Annotated in this window: 22 protein-coding genes; 6 read left to right on the forward strand and 16 right to left on the reverse strand. The window is 42.6% G+C overall.

The genetic code is table 11. The features are described 5' to 3' along the window. Nucleotides 1–70: 70 nt before the first annotated feature. The 3 genes from A4V03_RS11760 to A4V03_RS11770 are packed head-to-tail and all read left to right on the forward strand — an operon-like array spanning nucleotide 71 to nucleotide 4,922. Entirely contained in the window at nucleotides 71–2,113 is a 2,043-nt protein-coding gene (locus tag A4V03_RS11760) for a TonB-dependent receptor plug domain-containing protein (RefSeq protein WP_065539024.1), read from the forward strand. Nucleotides 2,114–2,136: 23 nt separating this feature from the next. Further along, entirely contained in the window at nucleotides 2,137–4,110 is a 1,974-nt protein-coding gene (locus tag A4V03_RS11765; RefSeq protein WP_065539025.1) for a YncE family protein, read from the forward strand. Nucleotides 4,111–4,139: 29 nt separating this feature from the next. Next, nucleotides 4,140–4,922, forward strand: coding sequence for a DUF4465 domain-containing protein (locus tag A4V03_RS11770; protein WP_065539026.1), 783 nt, complete (start codon nucleotides 4,140–4,142; stop codon nucleotides 4,920–4,922). A 278-nt stretch (nucleotides 4,923–5,200) separates the two neighbouring features. On the opposite strand, the gene A4V03_RS11775 is transcribed toward A4V03_RS11770, so the two are convergent. The 4 genes from A4V03_RS11775 to mutY all read right to left on the reverse strand — a co-directional run bounded on the left by A4V03_RS11775 (nucleotide 5,201) and on the right by mutY (nucleotide 8,990). Continuing rightward, nucleotides 5,201–5,833 (reverse strand): 4'-phosphopantetheinyl transferase superfamily protein, encoded by a 633-nt coding sequence (locus A4V03_RS11775; protein ID WP_065539027.1) that lies wholly within the window; start codon nucleotides 5,831–5,833, stop codon nucleotides 5,201–5,203. Between the two features lie 43 nt (nucleotides 5,834–5,876). After that, complete coding sequence (locus A4V03_RS11780; RefSeq protein WP_065539028.1) at nucleotides 5,877–7,229, reverse strand: gliding motility-associated protein GldE; 1,353 nt, start codon at nucleotides 7,227–7,229, stop codon at nucleotides 5,877–5,879. Nucleotides 7,230–7,307: 78 nt separating this feature from the next. Beyond that, nucleotides 7,308–7,781, reverse strand: a complete 474-nt coding sequence (locus A4V03_RS11785; protein ID WP_065539029.1) for a single-stranded DNA-binding protein — start codon at nucleotides 7,779–7,781, stop codon at nucleotides 7,308–7,310. A 162-nt stretch (nucleotides 7,782–7,943) separates the two neighbouring features. After that, nucleotides 7,944–8,990 carry an A/G-specific adenine glycosylase gene (gene mutY / locus A4V03_RS11790; RefSeq protein WP_065539030.1) on the reverse strand — a complete coding sequence of 349 codons (1,047 nt, stop codon included), beginning with the start codon at nucleotides 8,988–8,990 and terminating at the stop codon, nucleotides 7,944–7,946. 212 nt (nucleotides 8,991–9,202) lie between these two features. Between mutY and A4V03_RS11800 the strand changes: the two genes are divergently transcribed. Together A4V03_RS11800 and A4V03_RS11805 are read left to right on the forward strand one after the other, a co-directional pair. Beyond that, entirely contained in the window at nucleotides 9,203–9,478 is a 276-nt protein-coding gene (locus tag A4V03_RS11800; protein ID WP_004300646.1) for an HU family DNA-binding protein, read from the forward strand. 283 nt (nucleotides 9,479–9,761) lie between these two features. Next, nucleotides 9,762–11,336, forward strand: a complete 1,575-nt coding sequence (locus tag A4V03_RS11805; protein ID WP_065539031.1) for an Rne/Rng family ribonuclease — start codon at nucleotides 9,762–9,764, stop codon at nucleotides 11,334–11,336. Nucleotides 11,337–11,398: 62 nt separating this feature from the next. Here the strand turns inward: A4V03_RS11805 and A4V03_RS11810 are convergent, their stop codons facing one another. The 11 genes from A4V03_RS11810 to A4V03_RS11865 all read right to left on the reverse strand — a co-directional run bounded on the left by A4V03_RS11810 (nucleotide 11,399) and on the right by A4V03_RS11865 (nucleotide 23,621). Beyond that, the gene (locus tag A4V03_RS11810) at nucleotides 11,399–11,824 is read right to left on the reverse strand and encodes a GtrA family protein (protein WP_235827483.1); all 426 of its coding nucleotides are present in this window, start codon (nucleotides 11,822–11,824) and stop codon (nucleotides 11,399–11,401) included. A 5-nt stretch (nucleotides 11,825–11,829) separates the two neighbouring features. Beyond that, nucleotides 11,830–12,534, reverse strand: coding sequence for a CDP-alcohol phosphatidyltransferase family protein (locus A4V03_RS11815; RefSeq protein WP_065539032.1), 705 nt, complete (start codon nucleotides 12,532–12,534; stop codon nucleotides 11,830–11,832). A gap of 91 nt (nucleotides 12,535–12,625) precedes the next feature. Continuing rightward, nucleotides 12,626–13,918 (reverse strand): sensor histidine kinase, encoded by a 1,293-nt coding sequence (locus tag A4V03_RS11820; protein WP_065539033.1) that lies wholly within the window; start codon nucleotides 13,916–13,918, stop codon nucleotides 12,626–12,628. A gap of 57 nt (nucleotides 13,919–13,975) precedes the next feature. Continuing rightward, a complete protein-coding gene (locus A4V03_RS11825) occupies nucleotides 13,976–15,325 on the reverse strand; it encodes a sigma-54-dependent transcriptional regulator (RefSeq protein WP_065539034.1) in 1,350 nt (449 codons plus the stop codon). Nucleotides 15,326–15,768: 443 nt separating this feature from the next. Then, a complete protein-coding gene (locus A4V03_RS11835) occupies nucleotides 15,769–17,247 on the reverse strand; it encodes a TolC family protein (protein WP_065540400.1) in 1,479 nt (492 codons plus the stop codon). Nucleotides 17,248–17,256: 9 nt separating this feature from the next. Further along, nucleotides 17,257–18,510: an ABC transporter permease gene (locus A4V03_RS11840; RefSeq protein WP_065539035.1), complete on the reverse strand. Its 1,254-nt coding sequence runs from the start codon at nucleotides 18,508–18,510 to the stop codon at nucleotides 17,257–17,259. 29 nt (nucleotides 18,511–18,539) lie between these two features. Continuing rightward, nucleotides 18,540–19,829: an ABC transporter permease gene (locus tag A4V03_RS11845; RefSeq protein WP_065539036.1), complete on the reverse strand. Its 1,290-nt coding sequence runs from the start codon at nucleotides 19,827–19,829 to the stop codon at nucleotides 18,540–18,542. Nucleotides 19,830–19,926: 97 nt separating this feature from the next. After that, nucleotides 19,927–20,553 (reverse strand): GIN domain-containing protein, encoded by a 627-nt coding sequence (locus tag A4V03_RS11850; RefSeq protein WP_065539037.1) that lies wholly within the window; start codon nucleotides 20,551–20,553, stop codon nucleotides 19,927–19,929. Between the two features lie 67 nt (nucleotides 20,554–20,620). After that, nucleotides 20,621–21,286 carry an ABC transporter ATP-binding protein gene (locus A4V03_RS11855; protein WP_065539038.1) on the reverse strand — a complete coding sequence of 222 codons (666 nt, stop codon included), beginning with the start codon at nucleotides 21,284–21,286 and terminating at the stop codon, nucleotides 20,621–20,623. A gap of 17 nt (nucleotides 21,287–21,303) precedes the next feature. Next, nucleotides 21,304–22,551, reverse strand: a complete 1,248-nt coding sequence (locus tag A4V03_RS11860) for an efflux RND transporter periplasmic adaptor subunit (protein WP_008025749.1) — start codon at nucleotides 22,549–22,551, stop codon at nucleotides 21,304–21,306. Between the two features lie 164 nt (nucleotides 22,552–22,715). Beyond that, on the reverse strand, nucleotides 22,716–23,621 hold the full coding sequence (locus A4V03_RS11865; RefSeq protein ID WP_065539039.1) for a glucosaminidase domain-containing protein: 906 nt from the start codon (nucleotides 23,619–23,621) through the stop codon (nucleotides 22,716–22,718). Nucleotides 23,622–23,731: 110 nt separating this feature from the next. Between A4V03_RS11865 and A4V03_RS11870 the strand changes: the two genes are divergently transcribed. Next, entirely contained in the window at nucleotides 23,732–24,214 is a 483-nt protein-coding gene (locus A4V03_RS11870) for a cytidine deaminase (RefSeq protein ID WP_065539040.1), read from the forward strand. On the opposite strand, the gene A4V03_RS11875 is transcribed toward A4V03_RS11870, so the two are convergent. Then, a complete protein-coding gene (locus A4V03_RS11875; protein WP_065539041.1) occupies nucleotides 24,197–24,508 on the reverse strand; it encodes a hypothetical protein in 312 nt (103 codons plus the stop codon). The two genes, A4V03_RS11870 and A4V03_RS11875, sit on opposite strands and share 18 nt — an antisense overlap. Nucleotides 24,509–24,512 lie beyond the last annotated feature (4 nt).

Consider the following 24,512-nt stretch of genomic DNA (forward strand, 5'->3'; position numbering starts at 1 on the left):
TTTATGCGTGTCCGGTCGAAGGGATTTCGCCCGGACACTTTTAACCAACAACAGACTGAAAAAGAAATAAATGAAAAAAAGAACATTTAATAAAGTGATCTTTGCAGTATTTAGCTGCCAACTCTTATCTATATCACTTTTTGCACAACAGCAAAAGGTAGATACGACACATACATATTCTATTCCCGAAATAACAGTATCAGATATCTACCAGACCCGCGAAATACGCTCAACCGCTCCCCTGCAAGTCTTCTCCAAAGATGCCCTGAAAAACCTGCACGCCCTGCAAGTTTCCGACGCGGTGAAACACTTTGCCGGAGTGACCGTAAAAGATTACGGAGGTATCGGCGGACTGAAAACAGTATCCATACGAAGCCTGGGAGCCCAACATACCGCCATCGGCTATGACGGAATCACCCTAACCGACTGCCAAACCGGACAAATAGATATCGGGCGTTTCTCGCTCGACAACGTAGACCGCCTTTCTCTAAACAACGGACAAAGCGATAACATCTTCCAACCTGCCCGCTTCTTCGCGTCAGCAGGCATATTGAATATACAGACACTCACGCCGCTATTCACCAAAGGCAAAAAGACCAACATAGCCGGAGCTTTCAAAACCGGCTCCTGGGGATTAATCAATCCCTCCCTGCTACTGGAACAACAATTCAATAAAACATGGAGCATGTCAGCCAATGGCGAATGGATGTCCTCCGACGGACATTATCCGTACACATTACATTATGGAAATGCGGCAGAAGACCTGTCCTCACGTGAAAAACGAAAGAATACAGACGTACAGACATTCCGTGCCGAAGCCGGACTTTACGGCAACTTCTCCGATAAAGAACAATGGCGATTGAAAGGCTACTACTTTCAGTCCTCCCGGGGACTACCCAAAGCTACAACCTTCTATAACGACCATTCCACACAACACTTGTGGGATAAAAATACATTCATACAAAGTCAATACAAGAAAGAATTCAGCCAGCAATGGGTGTTCCAAACCTCTGCCAAGTGGAATTGGAGCTATCAACGTTATCTGGACCCCGATACCAAGAACTCTTTTAAGAAAACGGAAAACAGCTATTACCAGCAGGAATATTATCTTTCCGCTTCTGTATTATACAGACTGTTGAGCAACCTCTCTTTCTCACTTTCCACAGACGGAAGCATCAACACCATGAACGCCGATCTCGCCAACTTTGTACACCCCACGCGTTACTCATGGCTAACAGCATTCGCCGGAAAATACGTAAATGACTGGTTAACAATCTCCGCATCCGCATTGGCAACCGTTATCAATGAAGATGTGAAAAAAGGCGGTAGTGCCGGCAATCACCGTAAGCTAACCCCTTATGTAAGTGCCGCTTTCAAACCTTTCCGGCATGAAGAATTCCGTGTCCGCTTCTTCTATAAAGACATTTTCCGTCTGGCAAGTTTCAACGACTTATATTACGAAGAAGTAGGCAACACCCAGCTAAAGCCGGAAAAGGCAAAACAATACAACATCGGACTGACATACAATAAAAATGTATGCCCGTTCCTACCCTATCTGTCAGCAACCATTGACGCTTATTATAACAAGGTGACAGATAAAATCATCGCCTACCCTACCAAGAACCTTGCCGTATGGAGTATGAAGAATCTGGGTGAAGTTGATATCAAAGGCATTGATGCCACAGGAAGCCTGTCCCTCCAACCTTGGGATAAAATACGCATCAACCTCTCGGGTAACTACACATACCAACGAGCGTTAGATGTCACCTCGCCCGATCCGAACACGTATGAATCGACATACAAACATCAAATAGCCTACACTCCCCGCGTATCTGCTTCGGGACAGGCAGGTGTCGAAACACCGTGGATCAATCTGTCTTATTCATTCCTTTTTTCCGGAAAACGCTATGCTTTAGGACAAAACATTGCCGAAAACCGATTGGATAGTTATAGCGACCATAGCATTTCGGCAAACCGTGACTTTCTAATCAGAAAAATCACGACCTCTTTCAGCGTGGAAGTATTGAACCTGCTGGATAAGAATTACGAGATTGTGAAATATTTCCCAATGCCCGGACGATCCGTAAGGGCGACAATAAAAATAAGATATTAACTATTACAAAGTAAGATATTGACGTGAAAAGGAAACTAATATATATATTCTCGTGCTGGCTGTCATTGATAATCTTATTTGCGGCATGTGATGATATGGAGGACAAGCCCTTCACATCAGGCATTATAGGCGATCCGACAGAAACGGGTACTGCCGAATTATATGTATTATGCGAAGGACTGTTCAATCAGAACAATAGCTCGCTGGCACGTTTTTCTTTCGGCAACCGGCAAATGATTCGTGACTATTTCAAAGCAGTCAACCGCCGGGGACTAGGAGATACAGCCAACGACATGGCTATCTACGGAAACAAGATATATGTGATAGTCAATATCTCCAGTACGGTAGAAGTGATAGACTTTCGTACGGGAAGCTCATTGAAACAGATTCAGATGTTGGCAGAAAACGGAAGTTCCCGTCAACCACGCTACATCGCTTTTCACAAAGAAAAGGCATACGTATGTTCATACGATGGAACCGTTGCACGTATAGACACAACCTCCCTATCCATAGAAGCTATCACATCAGTGGGACGCAACCCCGACGGTATTTGTGTACAAAACGAAAAGTTGTATATTTCCAATTCCGGTGGGTTGGACTATTCATCAGGACTGGGGGTAGACAACACGGTATCTGTTGTCGATATTGCCACATTTAAAGAAATTAGCAAACTAACAGTAGGTCCGAATCCCGGTAAAATAGTAGCAGGTCCGGACGAAACCGTTTATGTTGCCACCCGTGGCGAAGATGTAGAAGCCGGCAATTATAACTTCGTCAAGATAGACTGCCGGACAAACAAAGTTACTCAATCTAACGAGAAAGTACAAAACTTTGCCATCGATGGAGAGATTGCCTATCTATACAATTACAATTACATCACACAGAACTCTTCTATCAAGATGTTCAATCTGAAAACAGCAGAGACAATCCGTGAGAATTTCATAACTGACGGAACAGTAATTAAGACGCCATACGGCATCAACATCAATCCTTACAGCAACAATGTATATATCACCGAAGCCCGTGATTACACCACCTATGGCGACTTGCTTTGTTTCAACCAACAAGGACAACTCCTGTTCCGTCTGAACAACATCGGGCTTAACCCGAATACAATTGCATTCAGCAACAAAGCCTCACTAAGCGATGTTGATGGCAACGATGATGATAAGGAGAATCCTCTGGCTTTCGCCAATAAAGTATGGGAATATCGCCCTGCCCCCGGACAGTTTATCAACACCACCACTTCAGCATATAAGGAGGGCTTTACTTATGATGATATACTGGAAGAAGCAACCCGCAGAATCCAACAGAAATCACTCCTTACATTGGGAGGATTCGGCGGTTACATTGTTTTAGGATTTCCACAACCCATTCCGAATGTAACAGGAGAGTATGACTTCAAGATAAAAGGCAATGCTTACTACAACTCCAAAACCGGAACAGGAGCATTGGGCGGAAGTGCAGAACCGGGCATCGTATTTGTATCCAAAGATGTAAATGGCAATGGAATGCCTGACGACGAGTGGTATGAATTGAAAGGAAGCGAATATGGGCAAGACACTGAAACACGCAGATATGAAATAACCTATCACCGCCCTACCTCCGCTAACCAAAACGTATTATGGAAAGACAATCAAGGCAACGAAGGATATATCTTCCGCAACAGCTTCCATAACCAGGAATCATATTATCCACTTTGGATAGAAAGTGATGAAATCACATTCCAAGGAACACGTCTAAAAGATAATGCCGTTTTAGAGAACGGATTATGGGTAGGATACTGCTATCCGTGGGGATATGCAGACAACCATCCTAACAACAAGGAAGGAAGCAATTTCAAGATAGATTGGGCTGTGGATAGTAATGGCAGTCCGGTGGACTTGGATCAAATCGACTTCGTAAAGATTATGACCGCAGTCAATCAGGATGCAGGACAAATGGGCGAAATATCAACCGAAGTCACCACCATTGAAAACTTACATTTTAAGAAATAATTAATTAATAACTAAAATCAGAAAAGAACATGAAGAAATTATCTTTATTATTACTGTTATCAGTATTTGTATTTTGTGGGTGTAGCGATGATGACGATGATGTAAAGAATGAAGTGGTAATTAACTTCGAAAATCAATTACCTCAAAGTGAATCCGAATTAAAGGCTGAAGAAGGAGTGAAAGAGAACCCTGCTGACTATTATTACAAATGGAACTTTAAAGACCCGAATAATTTAGTTGAGTTTGCTCATTACTACGCAGAATGGGGATTTGGAGGTGGATTTACTTATACTAACAAGACAGACGTCACTACTCCCGGGTACACCAATATCAGTGCTATTACCGCAAAAGGAAAGAATGGAAAAGTTTATTTTACTTCCCACTCCAGCAGCTTCACTCCAGCCCAAATCACCAACCTCCATCCTGACAAATATGAATTTAAGGGTGCATGGATTACAAATACAACTTATGCCTACCTAGCTATCAAAGACGGTAATGATGGCAATAGCCCTTCAAGAGTAAAACGATTCAGCAATGGAGACTGGTTTAAAATTACAGCAGTAGGTTACCGAACAAACGGGACAGAAATAGGTAGAGTAGATTTTTATCTTGCCGACTTCAGAGATGGAAAAACTAAAATCGTGAATACTTGGGAGTGGTTTGACTGGAGTTACATTGAAGATGCTGCCTACATTCAATTCGAACTAAGTTCCACAGATAATTCAGAATATGAAAATGAAGGAGTATTAGTTTCTAGTATGAACACCCCTTCTTATTTCTGCCTTGACGGTATTACACTTATCGAAGACTAAACAACCAACTGTTTAATTAATTGAGATTGAGCTTAACATCAATCGACCTCATCATTTTAAAGAGGCTGTCTGAAAAGTCGTTAGTAACTATAACTCCCCTTCTTCGGGAAGGAGGAGAATGAGGATAGAACCGACTTTTTAGACAGTCTCTTCTGCACCAGAATGAATCTATTTTGTTAGAGATGTGATCGCCCTGAATCAAATCCCCAAGAATGACAACTGAACCAAAAACAGGTAGAGGTACTCTATCTCTCCCCCTATTCAACTCAATGTCCGCGTCAGTTCAATGTCCATGTCAACACAAAGTCCGGACAAATACGATAACCGACAGAGTAAAGTTCCTGCTGCTCCGTCGCCAACTCTTGAACCTGAAAGGTTCCTTGCTCTTGAGGAATAAAATGCGTCAAACGAAGTTTACGAAGGTCAGCGTCCGCGTTTTCCATCCGTTTAAAAACAGCCTCCTTTGCTGACCAATGCAATAACAGTCCCCAAGTCATATCGTCCTGATAAGGTTCCGTTTGTTCGTCAGAACGGATATACCGATCAGATACCTTGTGAACGCGTTGAGCATATTGCTCAATATCAATGCCCGCCGGAGTGAAAGAAGCAAGCATCACAGCTACATAACCTTTCGTATGAGAAATACTGATGAAAAAAGAATGATCCGTCAGATACGGTTTTCCTTCGAGGGAATAACCGATTTCCTTATCCTCCTGCAACATGGAATACAACAAAACACGAACAGACAACCATTCCATCTTACGACGTTCGGAAACAAAACGATGCAATTCCTGTTCACAGAAAGCTCTGCGCACATCCGGCAAAAGAGCCAACAGAACCTCCAAAGGCTCTTCCATCTTCCAAACAGCCCACTGTATATCATCCATCTTATGCTGCAGAAATAACGCCATCTTACGTTTGCTTGATTATGCTTTCAAAATTATGATTTCAAGATTATTCTTTCTCTTCCGAGTCTTCCGTGTCCTTCGGCAGAATTGTAAACTTCACCTTCAGGATACGACGACTATCCATTTCGAGCACTTCAAACTCATAATGGTGATAAGTTACTTTCTCATGCAATGCCGGGAATTCTCCTTTAATTTCGAGCAACATACCCGCCAATGTATCCGCATCTCCTACCACCTTTTCAAACTCGTCTTCGTCTACTTTCGTAATCTTATAGAAATCCGTCAACTGCGTCTTCGCTTCAAATATCCAGGTATGGTCATTCAAGACAACGTATGTACGTTCTTCATCATCATATTCATCGTGAATCTCCCCCACAATCTCTTCGATAATATCCTCCATTGTCACCAGTCCGGAAGTTCCTCCAAACTCATCCACAACAATGGCAATATGGATCTTATTCGCCTGAAAATCACGCAACAAGTCATCAATCATCTTCGTCTCCGGCACAAAATAAGCCGGACGGATCAATGACTGCCAACGGAAATTATCCCCTTTGCTGACATGAGGCAACAGGTCTTTAATATACAATACCCCCTTGATATTATCCCGCGAACCGGAATAGATAGGAATACGCGAATAAGCATTGTCAATGATACATTGCATTACCTCCTTGAAAGAGGCACGGATATCCAAATCGACCATATCCAAACGTGATGTCATCACTTCTTTCACTGTTTCACCGCCGAAACGGATAATGCCCTCCAAAATATTATTCTCTTCAGAAAGCTCCGCTTTATCTGTCAGTTCCAATGCATGCGACAATTCATCGACAGAAATATTGTGGCTCTTCTTTACAAAATGCTTATTTAAAAAAGTAGTTGAACGTACAAGCACAGTAGCCACCGGACGGAACAGTTTTTCCAAAAAGTAAATCCCCGGTGCCGAAAAACGGCAAAAAGCCAACGTCTTCTGTGCCGAATAGATTTTCGGCATGATTTCACCGAACAACAACAATAGGAAAGTCAGGATGACGGTCAGTATCAAGAACTCTGCCAATGGAGAATGAAAGACAAATACATTCATAAAGAAGAAGTTGCAGAGAATGATAATGGTTACATTCACAAAGTTGTTTGTAATCAATATCGTTGCCAGAAGGCGTTCTGAATCCCCCAACAAGGCACTTATTTTTTCGTCGGAAGGATGATTCTGTTCATCAATATCATTCCGGTCGGAAGGAGTAAGTGAGAAAAAAGCTATTTCGGAAGCCGAAGCAAAGCCGGAAGCAAGCAGAAGTACACCTGCCAATACTATGGCAATAATAGCAGAGATAGAAGGAGTGTTTACGGTAATACCGTTGAAAATGTCAGCCAATTGGCTTAAATAACCATCTGAGTCCAAAGAATCTAAATTTTAATTAAACAAAAGACAATGTGCCAAGAAGCTCGCAAAAACCTATTGGCACACTATCACATTATCTTAGAACGGCAAATCATCTGCCGGATTATCTTGCACGGATTGTGCCTGCTGCGTTTGTTGCGGCTGACCGGAAACCGGTTGTTGCTGTTGCCCCATCGCTGGTTGTCCGGAAGCAGAAACTCCCGCACCCGGATTGGCTCCTTTCGGAGACAGCATTTCCATATTATCCACATAAATTTCGGTGATATAACGCATAGCACCCGACTGGTCGCTATAAGAACGTGTTCTTATCTTTCCTTCCAGATACAATTTGTCACCTTTGTGCACATACTTATCCACAATCTCCGCCAAACGGTTGGATGCAACGATATTATGCCACTCTGTTCTTTCGGGAATCTGGGTTCCATTAGCCAACGTATATCCACGATCCGTTGTAGCCAATGGGAAAGTTGCTACTGCCGAACCTGTATCGAAGTATTTTACCCGCGGATCTTGTCCTACGTTTCCCAACAATATCACTTTATTTACTGACATATCTGTATCAAGTTTATGATTCTTAAATCAAATCTGTCGCCAAAATTAAACAGAATAACAATAGGATGCAAGAATTTTAAGTATTAAGTATAAAATCAAGTATTAAGTACTAAATTTTAAGTATGCGGTTCATGGCGCAGCCTAATACTTAAAACTTAATACTTAATGCCCATCCATTGCTTGTAACAGGGTCTGCACCAATTTTGAAACAGCGTATTGTTCCAGTTCTTCGACTTTTATTTTTTGGAAGCCACTGAAAGAAGTCAAATTCTTAGATAAAGTCACCTCATATAGATTAGCATAGATAACCCGGTGAGACAGTACATGCTTTATTTCTCTGCAAACCGTACGTACCACCGGTACTTCCCCCAGTGCAAAGAGTGCACGGAATTCCGGTAAAGTCAAAAAATCTTCTTCCGAAAGAGGCACTGGAGTTTCTATCAATGGCAGTTCAAACAGATTTTTCCAAATATCATTGCCCGTCCGTTTATTTATAAAGGTATACGCGCCCGCACGTACATAAATATAATTAAAGTAACGGTTCGTTGTCTTTGTTTTGTGTTGCTTCACTGGAAGTGTTGCCACCAAGCCTTTTGAAAGCGCCGAGCAACTGCCCGCCAACGGACAAAACAAACAATCGGGCGATTGCGGAGTGCACTGAATCGCTCCGAAATCCATTATTCCCTGATTATAAACAGCCGGATGCTTCTTATCCAGCATCTCATCCGCCAATGCTGCAAAGAGCTTTTTTCCTTCCGTCGAATCAATCGGAGTATCGATGCCGAAATAACGGGAAAGCACCCGGTACACATTACCGTCCACCACCGCATAAGGCATACCATAAGCAAACGAACAAATTGCCGCTGCTGTATACTCCCCCACTCCTTTCAGAGCCAGCACTTCCTGATACGTTTTCGGGAAAACCCCATTCATGCTTTTGGCAGCAGCATGAAGATTGCGGGCACGTGAGTAATATCCCAGTCCTTGCCAGTATTTCATCACTTCATCCTCCTCCGCAGCGGCTAAAGTCAGCACATCAGGAAAACGTTTGATAAAGCGAAGAAAATAATCATACCCCTGCGCCACCCGAGTCTGTTGAAGAATAATCTCCGAAATCCAAATCAGATACGGATCGGTAGAATCCCTCCAGGGTAGTTCACGTTTGTTCTCTTTATACCACTCTACAATTGCTTTAGTAAACACGCTCATATCCTCGTTCCTAGTGTATTATCTAACATTTATCTTCTCTATTCTACCCAAAAGGCACACAAAAGTAACTCTTTTGGTTCTAAGAAACCCCTATGCCACTATTTTTTTAGAAAAAATGTGCAGAATATATTTTTTTAGGAGCTTAAAAAGCTATATATTTGCAGTCCAAAAAATTAGCAATAACATAATAATAATATTTTTTTTAAGGAAAAATGACTAAAGCAGATATTGTAAACGAGATTACAAAGAAAACTGGGATTGACAAGCAGACAGTTCTTACAACAGTTGAGGCATTTATGGATGCAGTAAAGGATTCACTGTCTAACGATGAGAACGTATACTTACGTGGATTTGGTAGTTTCGTAGTAAAGAAAAGAGCGCAAAAAACTGCTCGTAACATTTCTAAAAATACTACGATCATTATTCCGGAGCACAATATTCCGGCTTTCAAACCGGCTAAGACATTTACAATTTCAGTAAAAAAATAATAAACAAGAGTATTAACCCATAAAATGTGAAGCTATGCCAAGCGGAAAAAAGAAAAAAAGACATAAAATGTCTACGCACAAGCGTAAAAAAAGACTAAGAAAGAACAGACATAAAAGCAAAAAATAATTTTTAAGTCTGGATCACACAGAAATAAAGAACAAACTTGCGAAGCTAATGTCTTTCAAGTTTGTTCTTTGTTTAAGTAGCTAACCCAAAATGAACAATTAGTAAAAAATGTTGTTCACATAAATGAGATTCAATCAATAATAAGGAAACAGAAAAGTGACAAGTGAACTAGTAGTTGACGTACAGCCCAAAGAAGTCTCCATCGCCCTTCTCGAAGATAAGAGCTTGGTAGAACTTCAAAGCGAAGGAAGAAATATTTCTTTCTCTGTGGGCAATATGTATTTGGGACGTATCAAGAAATTGATGCCCGGACTGAATGCATGCTTTGTAGACGTCGGTTACGAGAAAGACGCTTTCCTTCATTATCTAGACTTGGGTCCTCAATTTAACTCACTCGAAAAGTTTGTAAAGCAGACTTTAAGCGACAAAAAGAAGCTGACCTCCATCAGCAAAGCAACCCTGCTTCCCGATCTTGACAAGGATGGAACAGTAGCCAATACCCTCAAGGTAGGACAAGAAGTTGTGGTGCAAATCGTTAAGGAACCGATCTCCACTAAGGGACCGCGACTGACGTCCGAAATTTCGTTTGCCGGACGCTATCTCGTACTAATCCCTTTTAATGACAAGGTTTCTGTTTCACAAAAAATTAAATCGAGCGAAGAACGCGCCCGCCTGAAACAATTGCTGATGAGCATCAAGCCGAAAAACTTCGGTGTCATCGTCCGCACGGTAGCTGAAGGCAAACGCGTAGCCGAACTCGACGGAGAGCTTAGAGTCCTGATAAAACATTGGGAAGATGCGATGGTAAAAGTACAAAAAGCCACCAAGTATCCGACGTTAATTTATGAAGAAACCAGCCGCGCCGTAGGTTTGTTGCGCGACCTCTTCAACCCTTCTTTTGAGAATATTCACGTCAACGATGAGGCTGTGTACAATGAAATTAAAGACTATGTATCACTGATTGCGCCCGACCGGGCCAATATCGTGAAACTGTACAAAGGTCAACTTCCCATTTACGACAATTTCGGTATCACCAAGCAGATTAAATCATCGTTTGGTAAAACAATCTCTTACAAGAGTGGTGCCTATCTGATTATTGAGCACACTGAGGCGCTTCACGTAGTAGACGTGAACAGCGGTAACCGCACCAAGAATGCCAACGGGCAGGAAGGTAACGCACTCGAAGTAAACTTGGGAGCCGCCGATGAGCTGGCGCGCCAATTGCGATTAAGAGATATGGGTGGTATCATCGTCGTGGACTTCATCGATATGAATGAAGCCGAGAACCGTCAGAAGCTTTATGAACGAATGTGTGCCAATATGCAGAAAGACAGGGCACGGCATAATATTCTGCCACTTAGCAAATTCGGGCTAATGCAGATTACACGCCAACGTGTGCGTCCGGCAATGGACGTCAACACGACCGAAACCTGCCCCACTTGCTTCGGCAAAGGCACTATCAAGTCGTCCATTCTTTTTACGGACACTTTGGAGAGTAAAATTGATTACCTGGTCAATAAACTGAAGGTTAAGAAATTCTCGTTACACGTCCATCCGTATGTCGCCGCTTACATCAATCAGGGGATCGTTTCCCTGAAACGGAAGTGGCAGATGAAATACGGATTCGGTATCAAGATTATTCCAAGTCAAAAACTCGCATTTCTGCAATATGTGTTCTATGATACACATGGAGAGGAAATCGATATGAAGGAAGAATTCGAAATCAAATAGACAGAAAAGGCGGCTGGTCAAAACGAGCCGCCTTTTTGTTTAAACAACAACATATATCATCGTCAAGCTTCGCGCTTTGTAGACACAAAGCACTTGCGAAACACTACCGTATCTGCCAAAAAATAATTAAGCAATCCGGAGATAAGCAACGCCGCAAAGTTGCACCATATCACCCCCCACCCGAACATCTTCTCAAAAATCAGCAAGAACAGCATTTTCACTAGAAAAGCTACTATAGAAGAAAGATTGAACACAAAGAAACGAATCCAAAAATCGCGCATACACCTACCACTTATGCGGTTTTTCCATATCCAGCAATAGGAGCAGATAAAATTGCTCATCACTGCAAATTCGAACGAAATCACGGGAGAAACAATATATACTCCCCAATATCCCTCAAACAAATAATGGGAACATATCCACAATACAAACGTATCGACTCCCGTGCCGAACAGACGGCTCACTACAAATTCCAAATAAGTACGCAAAATTATCAATCCTCCTTTTTTCCGGGGTTATAGGGTTTCAACGGATCGCGTTCGGAAAGAATACGGCGATCTATAAGAAATTGGCTGAGCCATGCTCCGAAAAGGAAAAGGGCTATCAGCAAGCCGATAATATCAAATATACCCAATGTCTGCCCGGCAATAGTATAGATAGTTGATGACAAAGGAGTATACATAAACACGGTATTGATGAGTATGACTACCAGCCGGAATTCCGTAGGTCCGAAGCTACCATAAGTGAGCCGGAACTCATCTTTGATAATCGTGGAAATATATGTATAAATGGAAAGCACCAAGTATCCCGCCAACACCAACATGGCTACATCAAGCCTAAACATGGGAGAAATGCCAGCACCGATACACATGATGCAAATAGTCACCGCATCCAACGTATGATCGATAAAGAATCCGTAAACGGGACGCTGCGTGTGACGTACGCGTGCCAACGTTCCATCAAGGCTGTCGCCATACCAATTGATAACCAGCCCCAATGATGAAATCCATAAATAATTTTTATCTATATGAGCCAAAGCGAAACCCAGCCCACAAATAACGGCACCCAACAATCCAATGTATGTCAACGTATCCGAAGTCATCCACAACGGCTGTCTTTCTGCCATCCAAATCAATACTTTCTTCTCCATTGCATTGAGCAATGAAGTCTGTATCCTGTTTGATGTTTCTTTTCCCATTCGTAATTTTTTATGCAAAATAAATCTTATTACCACAAATGTGGACATATTACAACTTCTTTTTGAGGCTATTTAACACTTTGAAGTGCCATCAAGGAAAAATAATCCGAAATTTGGTCCATCCATCGACGTATGTACGGAGGGAGAATGTACATCCGTGACGCATCAGCACTTCGCGGATAAAGACAAGTCCAATGCCTTGTCCGTCGGGCTTAGTCGAAAAGAAAGGGCTGAACAGTTTTGCCTGCGTTTCTTTGTCGATGCCTTTGCCGTTGTCCATTATTTCGATAGCGGCGGGCGAAAGGGTGCGGAGGACGATTTCACCATCCGTTTCAATGCTTTCGGCTGCATTTTTTATGATGTTGACAAGCACTTGTTCGAATAAAGCAACATCCAACATCACTTTTGCCAAGGATTCATCTAGTTCCATGCGAATCCGGATATGGCGGTCGGCACATATACCCTCCATGAAGCGTGTGCAGGTGAGCAACAGACTGTTCAGACAAACAGGAGAAAGAGTAGGTTCGGGTATCTTCACCACATCGGCAAAACGGGTAATAAAACGACTCATCGAGAAGCAACGGTCGGTACATACACGCATCACGTTGCAGATGTCTTCCATTCCTTCTTCGCTGGAAAGAGCTTGTTCTACCGTATCCAGTGTGGAAGTAATGCCGGCAGTCGTATTGTTCACTTCGTGGGCAATCATGCGGATCACTTTCTCGTATGCTTTCTTTTCCGCTTTCATCACTTCGTCGGTAAGGGTTTCTACCAAATAGAAGGGATGCTGAAATCCACGATCAATGAAAGAAGAATGAGTACACCGGTAGATATTCGAGTCGTTCAGACGGACGGTCACCGTCTCTCCTTTCGGGAGGTTGGCCAATTCCACCGCTAACGGAGAATCAATCTCTTTCATCTTCTTGCCTTGTACGTCTTCCAAACGAACTCCGAGCATCTTCAAAGCCATCGGATTCAATTCTGATAGGTCTTCATCAAGGGAAGTTATAATTACCCCCATCGGAGAAGCTTTAATCAGCAAATCGAGAAAATGATTTTGTTCACGCAGGCGGAGACGTTCATTCTTGAGCTGTTCCATCATGCGGTTGAAGATATTCACTATACGATCGGCCTCATATTGACCTACAGGACTAAGACGACTACTGAAATCCTGCTCACGCAACAACTCCATACCGCTTCCGATTGTATTCAACGGTTTCACAATCTTACGATAGAAAAAGATCAGATAAATGAAGATGAAAAGTATCAGCCCCTCTCCTATGTAGAAAAAGATTGTATTCAGTTGACTGGAAAGGAACAGCAAGACACCACCTAATACCAGCAGCAGAAAGACTAGTATGTAAAAGAATCCTTGTATACGCACGTTATCTATAGCTAACGATTAATCTTATATGATTAGGCACGTACGTACCTAAATCTATCACATTGTTATATTATATTTCTCGAGACGACGGTAGAGTGCAGCACGGCTGATACCCAATGCTGTAGCTACCTGACTCAAATTTCCTTTGTAACGGTCCAACGCCTGGAGAATGGTTTGGCGTTCTATTTCATCCAAAGTCATACCGGCCAGAGTTGCGCCTTCGGTCACTCTTACGTCATCGTGGCGAATATACTGTGCATCAAAGTCGGAAGCATCAAGTAGCGGTTTACCACTTACCAAAATGGTACGTTCCACCAAGTTTTTCAATTCACGAATATTCCCCGGATAGGGCAAACGGCTCAAGAATTGCAGGGCATCGGCAGAGAACTCCGTACGGGGCAATCCGTTAGTTACCGCCTGACGGTCAGCAAAATGACGTGCCAGCAAGGGAATATCTTCGCGACGTTCGCGCAGGGCAGGCAGTTTCACTGTTATCAGATTGATACGATAGAAAAGGTCTTCACGAAACGTACGTTCGCCCACCATCTTGCGCAAATCGGCATTGGTGGCTGATACTACCCGGATATCTGTCTTTCGCGGACGGCTGTCGCCAAGCACTTCAAATGTCTGATCCTGCAATACACGCAGTAACTTCACCTGGCACGAAGGATCGAGATCACCTATTTCGTCTAGAAAAATCGTTCCTTTATTTGCCATTTCGAAACGTCCGATACGATCTGTAGAAGCATCGGTAAAAGCCCCTTTCTTGTGCCCGAACATTTCACTTTCGAACAGGCTTTGAGAGATACCGCCAAGATTCACTTTCACAAAGGGGTGTTTGGCTCGCTGACTGTTGATATGAATGGCCTCGGCTATCAATTCTTTGCCTGTTCCGCTTTCCCCTGTAATCAGGACAGAAGCATTGGTCTTTGCTATACGGGCAATGGTGTTCAACACGTCCGTCAATCCCTGGCTACGCCCGATGATGTGACTGCGGTCGAAAGCATCATTCTGTTCTTGTGTTGGTTCCTGTGGAGTGCCCGAAAGTTGAAGTGCCGTTTCGATGCGTTGCAACAAGGCGGCATTATTCCAAGGTTTCGTAATGAAATCAAAAGCTCCTGCCTGCATTCCTTGTACGGCTAGTTGGATACTTCCCCAAGCGGTCATCAATATCACCGGTGTTTCGGGACGGAATATTTTTACTTGTTTGAGTAGGGTCAAACCCTCCTCACCCGTTGTAGAAAGAGTGAAGTTCATATCCATCAGGATTAAATCCGGAGCTATGGAACGTACTACTTCCATAGCTTCCCGTGGACCGGGAACGGTCTGTGGTTCATATCCTGCCCGCTTCAACATGAAGCTAAGCGAAGAACGCACTGCGCTGTCATCGTCAATTATCAGAATCATAGTTATATTTGAGTTTTGCCCAGTCAATTAACAACTTTGTCTCACACTCCAAAGGTACTAATAAATAGTTTGCTACCAAATGATTGATATATAAATCACGGAATGCACGCTTCAATAATACAAGTTACGTAATAAAGCTGTTTTCTTATTATTGTATTTAAGATTTTCCACTGCACTAAATAAAGATTTTCAGTACAGTAATTTATAATTATTTATGCAGTCGAGTAATTATCCCGTTATAACGGGACAATAGTCACCTTATAGAGTGATAAATATCATCTTATAAGGTGACTATTGTCACTCTATAAGATGACCACCTGTCTTCGAAAGGATTAAAACTCTTAAGATACGAAATTAATTTGTAAAAAGCAAGAACGGAATAGAAAATAATACTATTTACTGCAAGTTCCTCCATAAGAATCAAAAGCTTTTTCCTACCCTTTCTATTGCCGGATGATTTCATCAAAATCAGCTTCAAGTTCGGTATTGGTACGAAAATCCCATAGCGTCAGACTGCGAATCTGATAATAGTAATACCAATAATAATAGAGTTCGGAAATATGTTTCTGTCTTGCCTCATCTTTAGAGTTCTGCGCATCATTCAGGTCTAAGGTATTAATTTTACCTATCAGGAAAGTTTCAATACTGGTCTTATAACGTTGCTGTGCAATTGCATCGGCTTCCTTCGCTATGTCCAACTGCTGCGCCTGATTATTGAAATGCTCCACCAACAAAAAGATATCCTGGTTGAAGTTGATCTGTTCCTGGCGGATCTTTGAAAGCACCACATCCCGGTTACTCTTGGCTACCCGGACTTTCCCACGGCGTTTTCCCCAATCGAGAATCGGAATCTTAACACCTACCTGAACAATCTGATTATCCTGCAAGTTCCTGTAAACGGCTGGAAAATTCCGGTTCTCACCCGTATATCCCACGCTTGCAAACAAATCGACACTACGCAAATTTCCACGTGCGGTAGCTACTTCATAATCGGCTTCCAACTGGCGACGACGGATATTCTGTGCAAAAGAATTACGTTCCAATGCTTTATTTAACACCTGATTGTACTCCATCCTCGGGCCTTCTACAGCTTCGGGAAGAACAGGACTGAGTACTTCATCCTCCCCTACTCCCAGAAAGGCACGGAGTTGGAACATCTTGGCATTAAGATCACTCTCTGTTTCCGTCAATGCTGCTTTTGCATTTAAGGCAGAAAGCTTCAACTGCAAGAGTTCATTCTCGGAAATCTGCCCCATTTTGCGTTTGGCAAGGGCTACTTCATAAAGGTGGTCGGCGTTTGTCTGATTCTGTTTCGCCGTACCAAGATTTTCTTTTGCCAACAAAAGATTAAAATAATAGGTGATGGTACGCATCGTCACTTCTTCGGTAGCAGTGATAAAAGCAGCTTTTGCTTCGGCATAACGAACCGGTTCGATACGTCTGTTCCACTTTATATTATTGACTCCAAAGATGGGTTGTATAAGTTTCAATGTGACAGGAACCGACATAAAATGACGGTTTCCTCCAGCTCCCAATTGCTTGATATAGTCGAGAGAGGAGGTCAGCGAAAGCTTACCACCGGTAAGCCAGATGTTTTGGTCAATGGAAAGATCACCGGTAAGCCCCAATGTGTTATTGCGGACGAAACCGTAAGAACCATCCGAATTTTGATAGGAACTATATGATTTGTTATAATTGGGAAGGGTTCCGGTCAGGTTGACTTCCGGCAGAAGATCGGCACGAAAGGTGCGAAACTCCCAATAGGCGGTTTTCAATTCATTCAAGGCAACAGCAGCGTCAACAGATTGAGCACGCGCCATAGCAATAGCTTCATTCAAGGTTATTTCCCTTTCCTTCTGTGCTGACAATGCCAACGGCAGGCAAACGGCAGCAAGAGCGAACAATATATTTTTCTTTTTCATTATGCACATTTATTCTTCGCGCAGCGCTTCGGCAGGCTGTATGCGGATTACCTGACGGGCAGGAAACCAAATACCAATAAGAACCATTAAAGACATCAGGAAGTAGGTTATGACAAATGTAATAAGAAAACGCACTACTCCCCACTCCATATACCCTTCAGTCAACTCCAGATGGCCGATATTATAACAGATGGCGGCGGCAGGCAAAGCAGCCAGAGTCAATAATAGCAATCCTTCTTTATTTAAACGTTGCCAAAGCTGCATCCGGCTGGACCCGACTGCTATACGAAGTGCAGACTCGGCACGACGGTGCTGCGTACGAAACCAAAATGTGCCGACAATACCCAGCAGAATATTGAGCAATAAAAAGCCCATCATCCAAAGATGTATCTGTACTTGATTATAACTCCCTTGCTGGAAGCCATCCCGCAGATCTTCATAATCATGCACTTTCAGGATGAATAAGTTACCGACACTCAACTGGTTGGCAGACAATTTCATCAAACGTTCCGCAAAGTCTTTAGAAGTCCCCGGTTTCACACGCAGGCAAACTTCTACATCTGAAGGATAAAGTTCACTATCAAGTTTGGCCATTATCTTTTCAGAAAGAGCAATGGCTACATACCGGTCACTATAATTAGCCCAGAAGTCATTGTAACGCACTTTCTTCGATACTCCTCCTATCTTGTATACTCTCGTAGAATCATCCACATCGACCATTTCTTTACCCAACAGTGTACGATCGCCTTTATAATCTTTGGACCAGCAATTTTCACCAACAACCACATTGCCATTCCTCAAAGCTTGTACCAACGGCTGATAACCACGTCCATCAGCACTTTGGTAACGGAAGACCTGAAAAAAGTCAGGGGTTACCGAACGCCGTAGCGGATGAATAACCAATGTATCGATACGCAAAATACTACCGGAATTATTCCCGATATAGGGACGCGCATTTCTGGATATTGAAACGACCTCCACTTCCGGCAATCTCCGGAGACGATTGGTCAATTCAACAATGTCTTGTCCTAAAGATGTACTCTTTTGCTCTTTCGAAAGATAGGAATTACTCTTTTCGTTTTTCAGGCTTAGTTCCAAATAATACGTATCGGTAATATCAAATCCTACCGGTTCGTAATAAGTACGCGCTGTCACATACGTCCGATCGACCACATACCACAGGACCACAAAAACAATTAACAGTTCTGACCATAACCATCCGTTTGACCGGCGCTCGTTCCATATTTGTTTTAATAGTTGCATTTTCTTTAGAATTTAGATGAGTTGAAGAATTATCTTTCGTTGATGGCATCCACAATATTGGTGCAGGTTACTCTCCATGCCGGAATGGCGGCACTTAGCAAATTGAGTAGGAAGCAAGCCAAAAATGCCAGCAGGAATACGGTAGGGTCGAACAGTAAGTCGACACACATGGTCCGCAAATCTTCCACCCCATTGGATACAAAGTCTACGGAGAAAAGCATTCCTCCCAAAAGGAAAGCGGCGACATAACTTAATACCAGTCCGAGAATTCCTCCGAACAGGGAATAAAGCATATTTTCGGATAGTACCTGCATCATAAGTTCCCCTCTGGATGCACCAAAGGCTTTTCGCACTCCTATTTCGGAGATACGCTTACGCATACGTGACAAAGTAAGTCCGGACAAGTTGACGGCAGGGACGATCAACAAGACAAGTAATGTCAGTATGTATTGCCGTATTGCTTCTTTCACAGCCGGAGGATTGTTGGAGGAATAGCGTTGCGCGGCTACGAAATAAGTATCAGGCTGTCCGTGATAGAGTAAATCGAAATTGGGATGCCCTGCCATAAAGATAGTCCGTAAGCGGTCCGCTTCCTGCCGAATAGCCGGAAAATCGTCTTTCGATTTAGCCAGTATATAGACGGCAGTCATACCCATGATATTGTCATCGCCCCAAGTGGCTGTGAAGGCATTTGTAGAACTCAAAGGAATCCAAACTTGCGCATAGGCGTACTTCGCCAGTTTAGAGACCGGACGTACCACTCCGCAAACAATATAAGCCGAATGATTCAGAAGGAATGTTTTCCCAACCACTTCTGACGTTCCGAACAAGCGGCGAGCCATATCTTCGGAAATCACCGCTTTGTCTGCTCCGGCATCAAAATCAGCATTATCATACGGTTTACCGGATAGAAACTTAAATTCAAATATTTTCCAGAAATCATCGTCTGTTTGCAACACACTACAACTTTCCATCTCACCTGCCGGTTTAGCAGCCAGCATGGTTTCCTGCCCGATATTGGTTATGGAAACAGCTTCGGGAATTGTCATTGCTTTGAAACAAGCCTTTGCCGTATTGTATCCGATAGCGCCATTGCTTTGCCAATTCACGTTAGACTTATTTTGAAGGCCTGCGAAACGGAAAATGAGCATCCGGTCACGATGGGTTTCCGGCGCAAAGGGAGCAATAGTCGCACGTAAAGTAATCACGATCACCATTATCATAGCAATAGCCAAAGCTGTACCAATAATGGAAATAGAAGAAAGCAGTTTATTTTCTCCCAACAGATGGAATGCTTGTTTAAAATAGAGTTTTATCATGATCGTTATCAGTATAAAGTTCAGTATATTTCTTACTCATCTTTTTTATTCTTTTTTCGATTAGGTTACACAGTAGTTCGTCAAAGAACGTTCTACGTTAGAAGTTCCAGCCCTTCTTTGTTATATCCTTACATTTCAAGTTTTTGTGATTGATTTTACCAACACCATCCTTTTTAAAGAAAGCAGTATCAGCCTTACCCGATAAAGTGATATTTCCTACTCCATCCACTTTAGCCTTGATAACACTACAGTCAACATTCATTTTCATATTGCCTACTCCGTCGACATCAAGTTTCAGTTCATCGCAATGAAGATTTTTCACGTTGCAATTTCCCACTCCGTCGAGTTCGAAAGCTATATTTTTAAGATTCAATTTTTCCTTTGCATCAAAGTTCCCTACCCCGTCGATTTTCACTTTACTCAAATCGGGAGCAGTTATATAAAAAATCAAATTCTTGACATTCTTTGCATTCTTCTCTTTATAATCGATAACCAGTGTACCATTCTTCACCGTTACCCGGGTTTTCTCTACAAATTCGGAAGGTCCTTCCAAACGGCAGGTACATTCTGCCGATTGAGCGAAAATAATATTTCCGACAGATTGCAGGTTGATGGCAGAAAATTTGCCTACATTATAATCTTTACTCACATTTTGTGCCGATAGCGAACAAAAAGCAACACTTAACAGGACAGCTATCGCAACGATGAAAATATTCTTTGTCATATTGGTTTTTAATTTAGAGAGATATTATTCTGTTTTCTATTTAGTTTTATGTATACAACGCAGGTTCCTATTGCACCTGTCGTCCGTCAAAGAAACGGATCGTACGCGAAGTCTGCTTCGCCTGTTCTTCATTATGGGTGACCATAACAATGGTGCGTCCGTCTTCTTTATTCAACCGGTGAAGCAGTTCCATTACTTCGGCTCCCATCCTTGAATCCAAGTTACCAGTCGGCTCATCGGCAAGGATTATTTCGGGATTACCGATAATAGCACGGGCAATAGCTACACGTTGGCACTGTCCACCGGAAAGTTGTGTAGGAAAATGTCTCATACGATGGCTTAACCCTACTTTTTTCAATACCTCTTGCGCCAACCGCTTTCGCTCACTACTGCCAACACGGCGATAAAGTAGAGGTAGCTCCACATTATCCATTACACTTAACGAATTAATCAGATGGAAAGACTGAAACACAAAACCAAGCGTTTTATTACGGAAAATCGCCAATTCTTTATCTTTCATTCCTTCGGTACGTATTCCATTGATTTCCACTATTCCCTTGGTAGGTGCGTCAAGTAATCCCATTATATTCAACAATGTAGATTTTCCGCACCCGGAAGGTCCCATTATACTTAGGAATTCTCCACGTTCTACCGTCAGATTCACATTTTCCAACGCTACCGTTTCAATCTCATCAGTACGGTAAATTTTGGAAAGAGAGTTCAATGTTATCATAACTTCTAGTATTTAATTTATTTAATCTTCAGCTTATTCTTGTTCTTATATGCACTCATATCGCTTACCACTACCTTGTCGCCCGGTTGCAATCCACTCAAAACTTCTACATATTCAAAGTTTGAATCCCCCAACTGTATCTTACGTTTGACCAGTTCATTGTCTGAGTTGCAGACAAACAATTCGTATTCACCACGCCCCACATAGAAAGAGCCATTGGCAACACGCATCACATCTTCCTTCACGGCATTCATCACATAAACATCTGTCTTCAATCCGGAGCGCAGACGACGGTGATTATCTTCCTTCAACTGAACCGTGAATGATATGACGCCATTCTTGGATAACGGTGTTACACTACTGACCGTTCCTTCCAGTTTATCACTTCCTATCTTAACTATTGCTTTTCCTCCGGCTGCCACACGGTCGCCATACGTATCAGCAATCTCGCCTTCTACCTTAAAATGACTTAAATCGGAAATGATAGCGACTTGTCCGCCTTCGGAAATCTGCGCACCAATCTGGTTATTAATATAGGTAAGAATAGCTCTGCGCGGAGAACGGATTTGCGCGTCATCCAAAGTACGTTTCTTTTCGGAGAGACTCTTACGGAAGATGTTAAAATCGAGTTCCTGTACTTTCAGTTCGGCAGCAGCTACCTCCTTCTCATTTTTATATTGCTGCCGGAGTTGTTCGTACTCTAACTGGGCAACATTATAGCTCAATTCAGCCTGGCGCACTTTATCCGTTGTTCCCGCACCGAGACTGTCCAGATAGTGTTCATTTCTCAATTCCACCTTCATCCGGCTTAATTTCATAGCCGAAACTTTGATCTGCATCGCCATATCCGAAAGCTTCGTCTGATTATTGACACGAAGCTGATCGAGCTTATACCGACGCATCTGCTCTTCGTCCAGCAACTTTTTATATTCGGTTTCCGTACTCTGAAGGTCGAGTTTCAGAATCGGAGTACCTACATCTACGCTATCTCCTCCTTTTTTATAAACTTCAAGAATACGACTGTTGATCGGAGAATTGATAATTTCTTCAAATGCAGGAACCACCTTGCCGGAAGCACTGACACTTACCTCAATAACTCCTGTATCGACTGTGGAAAAGACAAGATCTTTTGCCTCTACTCCTGCCCTTAGTACAGATATAAGTACACCAATGACAACAATACTTGCCACCCCGATGGATGAATAACGAATGATCTTCTTGTTACGTTCTTTCTGACGTACTTCTTTAGGAATTTCTCTGTCCATATCTGATCGTTTACGATTTTACCATGTATCAATTTAGCATTTCATATACCAAATCTATGCCAAAACCGTAAGTGATTGATAAATAGAATATAACAAAAAACACAGGGTGTCCGAAATCGGACACCCTGTACGCATTTACTGTTCAGAATATGAATGGAAAGTCTCTATCGCAGACGCAAACGGTCTCCTATTTCCGGAACATATTCACCATCCTTACGATTCATTTTATACAGATTTTTGAGACGAATACCATATTTTTGAGAGATGCCATGCATGGAATCTCCATCCTTCACAATATATACAGTATAAGGTTTGGAAGCCTTTTTCTTCTTGCTCTTCAAGTAGATGATATCCCCTTTCATCAAGGTATAATCACGCTGTAAGTCGTTGTACGTCACAAGTTTCTTCCAGCTAATGCCGAACTCGTTACCTAAATCTTTAAAGGTATCACCGCTGCGAGCTACCACATAAGCGATATCATTAGCAATATACACCTGATGTGGATTCATCAACCAAGGATTCTTTTTCAGTTTCCGTTCCGAATATACACCCTTACGGTCATATTTATACAGGTCATAATCTTCGATAATTGTAATCAAGCGGTTAGCGTATGAAGGATCGGTAGCATAGCCTGCTTTTTTCAGTCCACGCGCCCAGCCTTTATAATCGGTGATATTCAGTTTGAAAAGAAAAGCGTAACGGGCACCTCTTCTAAGGAAGACGGAATGATCTTCGTAAGAGTCACGCGGATGCTTATAAGCACGGAAACATTCGTTGCGGGCATCATCATCATGACGGACCGTACGTCCCCGCCAACTGCCACCACACTTAATACCAAAGTGGTTATTACTCTTCCGTGCCAACTGGCTGTATCCGGCACCGCTTTCCAGCAATCCTTGCGCCAACGTGATACTCGCCGGAATCTTATGAAGCTTCATCTGTTCAACAGCCAAATCACTATACTTATTTATATATTCGACGTAACGGGCATTCCGTTTCTGTGCCTGCATTCCTACGGCAAAGAAAAAAACAACGGTTAAAAAGATAAATCTATGCAGTTTATTCTCCATTTTTATTCAGATGTGAATTAGATGGCACAAAAATCCGAAAAATAATTGGGATTATCAATCTCTTTCCTAACTTTGTAACATTAATTGTAGAAACCAATACCCTGACGTATATGAAAGACCTCACAATTACCGCTATTATCAAAGTATATCAATATGATGAGTTGAATGAGGCTGATCGGGCACTTATGACGGCAGCCATGGAAGCAACAACTCGTAGTTATTCTCCATACTCCCACTTCTCCGTAGGTGCCGCTGCGCTATTGGGCAACGGAACGGTGGTTACAGGAACCAATCAGGAAAACGCGGCCTATCCGTCGGGACTTTGTGCAGAACGTACTACATTATTCTATGCCAACTCCCAATATCCCGACCAACCGGTTGTCACTCTTGCCATTGCGGCACGAACGGAAAAGGATTTTATCGACCTTCCGATTCCCCCCTGCGGCGCTTGCCGGCAAGTGATTCTGGAAACGGAAAAACGTTACAAACACCCCATCCGCATCCTATTATATGGCAAAGAATGTATCTATGAAGTAAAAAGTATAGGAGATCTACTGCCGTTATCATTTGACGCATCAGCAATGGAGGATTAATGGGGCAAAAAGTCTTTTCTTCACGCCTTCACAATCTCCACTGTTTGCATTTTCATAGCCTGTAACCTTCGCATCGGTAGTGTCAATCTTAGCATATTGAGCAGTTTGCATTTGAGCAGCCGAATGCTTACAATAAAATATACGAGAAGACGGTAGTTTATCAGTAATAAGAAGGCGAAAAGACATTGTGATCCTAGCCAATGCCGTAATGTTATTATCCGACTCGTCACCATGCGTACTCAAAACACTCAAAAAGACAAAGACAACGACAAAGGATTCTAATCTTCTTGCCATTATG

It is taken from the genome of Bacteroides caecimuris, from assembly GCF_001688725.2.
In the GTDB taxonomy this organism is placed as follows: Bacteria; Bacteroidota; Bacteroidia; order Bacteroidales; family Bacteroidaceae; genus Bacteroides; species Bacteroides caecimuris.